The following is a 3,068-nucleotide window of genomic DNA, read 5'->3' on the forward strand; positions in this document are numbered from 1 at the left end:
GTGCAGATGACGAAGCAGTGATGAGTTGACTGGTTGAGAGACGTGCAGATGACGATGTTGTCGCTGACACTCTTGCAGCGACCCGATAAATCCTGACCTTTCCATCCTCCGCCCCGACTGCCAGCAGGGTGCCGTCGTGGTTGTAGTTAACGCTCCGTACAACATCTGTCGCATCAGAGAGGGTGTACAGAACGCCGGGTGGATTCAACATGTCATATATTCTAACCTTCTGATCAGCCGACCCAGCGGCGAGTCGGGTGCTGTCGTGATTGAAGTCAATGCTCATGACCGTGTTTGTCGCACCCAACAGAGTATATTTCGTGCTGGCCAGGTTATTTATGTCATAAACTACAACCCTGTTTTCCCTGGATCTAAGATCTCTTCCCCCAGTTGCCAGCAGTGTGCCGTCGTGGTTGAATTTAACGCTCCGCATTTGATCAAGATAAGTGATCACAGCTTGCGGGGCATTGGACAGATCCCTCGGCTCATAAACCCTGAGCCTGTAGTCTCTCGATACTATTGCCAGTTCGGTGTCGTCGGGGTTGTAGTCAATGTCCATTACCCAACCTGCTGCGTCGGTCAGAATTGTCGGACTAATGGACAGGTTCCTTGGGTCATAAATCCTGAGCTTATTATCTTGTGCTCCGACTGCCAGCTGAGTGCCGCCGTGATCATATTTAACGCTGCGTATCGGGCTTGTCGCATCGGACAGGGTGGCAAGGGGAGTGGACAGGTTCACTGGGTCATAAATCCTGACCTCATTCTCATCCCCCCCGACTGCCAGTCGGGTACCGTCGTGATTGAAGGCAACATTCCTCACCCAGTTTTTAGCATCGTGAAAGGTGTGCAGGAGTCTGGGCCTCACCGGGTCACTCATATCAAAGATTTGTACGGGGCCTGAAAAAGGACATCCGGAAGTGCCACTGCCGGAACCCATTCCCACAGCCATGAGCGTACTGTTCATATTCCATGAGACACTCATAACCCTGTGGGGCCCACAATGGCTTGGTGGGGCAACGCCTCCTGTGGGTGTTGGAGCAACCGTTACCGGCAACATGTTCGGATCTATATTAATCTCGTGGATCAGTGGAGGTTGCATTGTTGGCCGGGCAGTAACAGCCGTTTGAGCTACTGTCTGCATACAGCTTGCTGCCAATAAGGTAAACAAACCCGCAATAGACCAGCTCTTTGCAATGCCCATTGCCATTCTCCAGAGTTCTGTCTTTAGACACTTGACTTCGTGGTCGAGGAAACCGGTATAGCTCAAAAACCTTCAGAAACATCCTCTGCAAAGATGAATGAGAGCAAAGTAAGAGTCGTAAAGGTGATTGCTGAACTAATGCCCGAGTTGAAAGCTGCTGTCATTCTTTGAAAGTAGAAACACAGGTTTATACGCCTATGATGAACGGGGGAGCAGATGCATCAGGCGATGTTTGAATATATTGAAATTGATTATAGTCGGACGCGTCGACACAGTTCTGACGGGTATGTGAGTTCTGAAAAAGATCAGTAGACAGAAGCCGTTTAATCCGGCGTCCCTTTTTTACTGTCTCAGCTCAAGTGTTCTTTGGCACATAAAAAAACCCCGGTCACACAAAACTTGAAGTATTGTTGCCGAGGTCTCGTTTGGAAGAGTTGTCGCTTTATGTCATCGCTAAAAGTTATATGTCAGGTCATGCACGCGGCGACAGCTCTTTTTAATCACCTACTTCTTGTTACTGTTTACCCATAAACTCAGGGTAAGCTTCCATGCCGCATTCCGTCAGGTCAGCACCTTCATACTCTTCTTCTTCAGTGATACGCAGACCGAGTATCTGCTTGATAACAGCCCAGACGATCAGGGAAGCGATGAATACCCAGGCGAAGATGGAGGCAATGCCCAACAGCTGAGCGCTGAAAGTCGCACCGTCGTTGGTCAAAGGTACTGCCAGCAGACCCCAGATTCCTACAACACCGTGTACAGAGATGGCACCCACTGGATCGTCAATGCGTAGCTTGTCCAGAGCCAGAATGGCGAAGACAACCAAAGCACCACCGACACCACCAATCAGAGTGGCAGATACTGCAGTCGGTGTCAGGGGCTCAGCTGTGATGGATACCAGGCCGGCAAGAGCACCGTTCAGGGCCATAGTCAGGTCAGCCTTGCCGAACAGGATGCGAGCTACAATCAGGGCAGCAATGACACCACCCGCAGCACCAGCATTGGTGTTGACAAAAATCTGGGCGACAGCGTTCGCGTTTTCAACGTCAGACAGCTTCAACTGAGAACCGCCATTGAAGCCGAACCATCCCAGCCACAGAATAAAGGTACCCAGAGTAGCGAGAGGCAGATTGGCACCCGGGATTGCGTTAACAGCACCGTCTTTACCGTATTTGCCTTTACGGGCACCCAGCAGCAGAACACCTGCCAGAGCCGCAGCAGCACCGGCCATGTGAACAACACCGGAACCTGCGAAGTCCTGGAAGTTTGCTTCGTTCAGGAATCCACCACCCCATTTCCAGAAACCTTGTACGGGATAGATGAAGCCAGTCATAAAGACCGCAAACAGCAGGAAAGACCAGAGCTTCATGCGCTCGGCAACCGCACCGGAAACGATGGACATTGCAGTCGCAACGAAGACCACCTGGAAGAAGAAGTCTGAACGTGCAGAATAGTATGGCGCATCATCGCCACCTGCAGTCACGGCTTCAACCGTGTTTTCAGTACCGATCAACGAACCCAGAACCGGCAGGATACCGCCCTCATTAGCCCCGGGGTACATAATAGCGTAACCACAAAGCAGGTACATGGTGCAGGCAATCGCAAACAGTGCGATGTTTTTGGTCAGAATCTCAACCGTGTTTTTAGAACGGACCAGACCAGCTTCGAGCATGGCAAAACCGGCGGCCATCCACATTACCAGCGCACCGGACATCAGAAAGTAGAAAGTATCGAGTGCGTACGACACTTGAGCCAGATTTTCCACAGGGCTCCTCCCAAAAAAGTTCAGCAGAATGAGTAGTCTTTTGCTAACAGCCTGTCGGACTTAAGGCTGTCCTACTGCGGTTGCAATAAATTGGTCTAAAAA

The 3,068-nt window shown here is 50.9% G+C and carries 2 protein-coding genes; both read right to left on the reverse strand.

Going from position 1 to position 3,068, the window contains the following annotated elements; genetic code table 11:
- A partial coding sequence (locus tag KDK19_RS19955) for a WD40 repeat domain-containing protein (RefSeq protein ID WP_257292717.1) occupies window positions 1-1,201 on the reverse strand: 1,201 nt, incomplete at its 3' end.
- A gap of 514 nt (window positions 1,202-1,715) precedes the next feature.
- Complete coding sequence (locus tag KDK19_RS19960) at window positions 1,716-2,966, reverse strand: ammonium transporter (protein WP_257275060.1); 1,251 nt, start codon at window positions 2,964-2,966, stop codon at window positions 1,716-1,718.
- Window positions 2,967-3,068 lie beyond the last annotated feature (102 nt).

The organism is Endozoicomonas sp. ONNA1, from assembly GCF_024606325.1.
In the GTDB taxonomy this organism is placed as follows: domain Bacteria; phylum Pseudomonadota; class Gammaproteobacteria; order Pseudomonadales; family Endozoicomonadaceae; genus Endozoicomonas_A.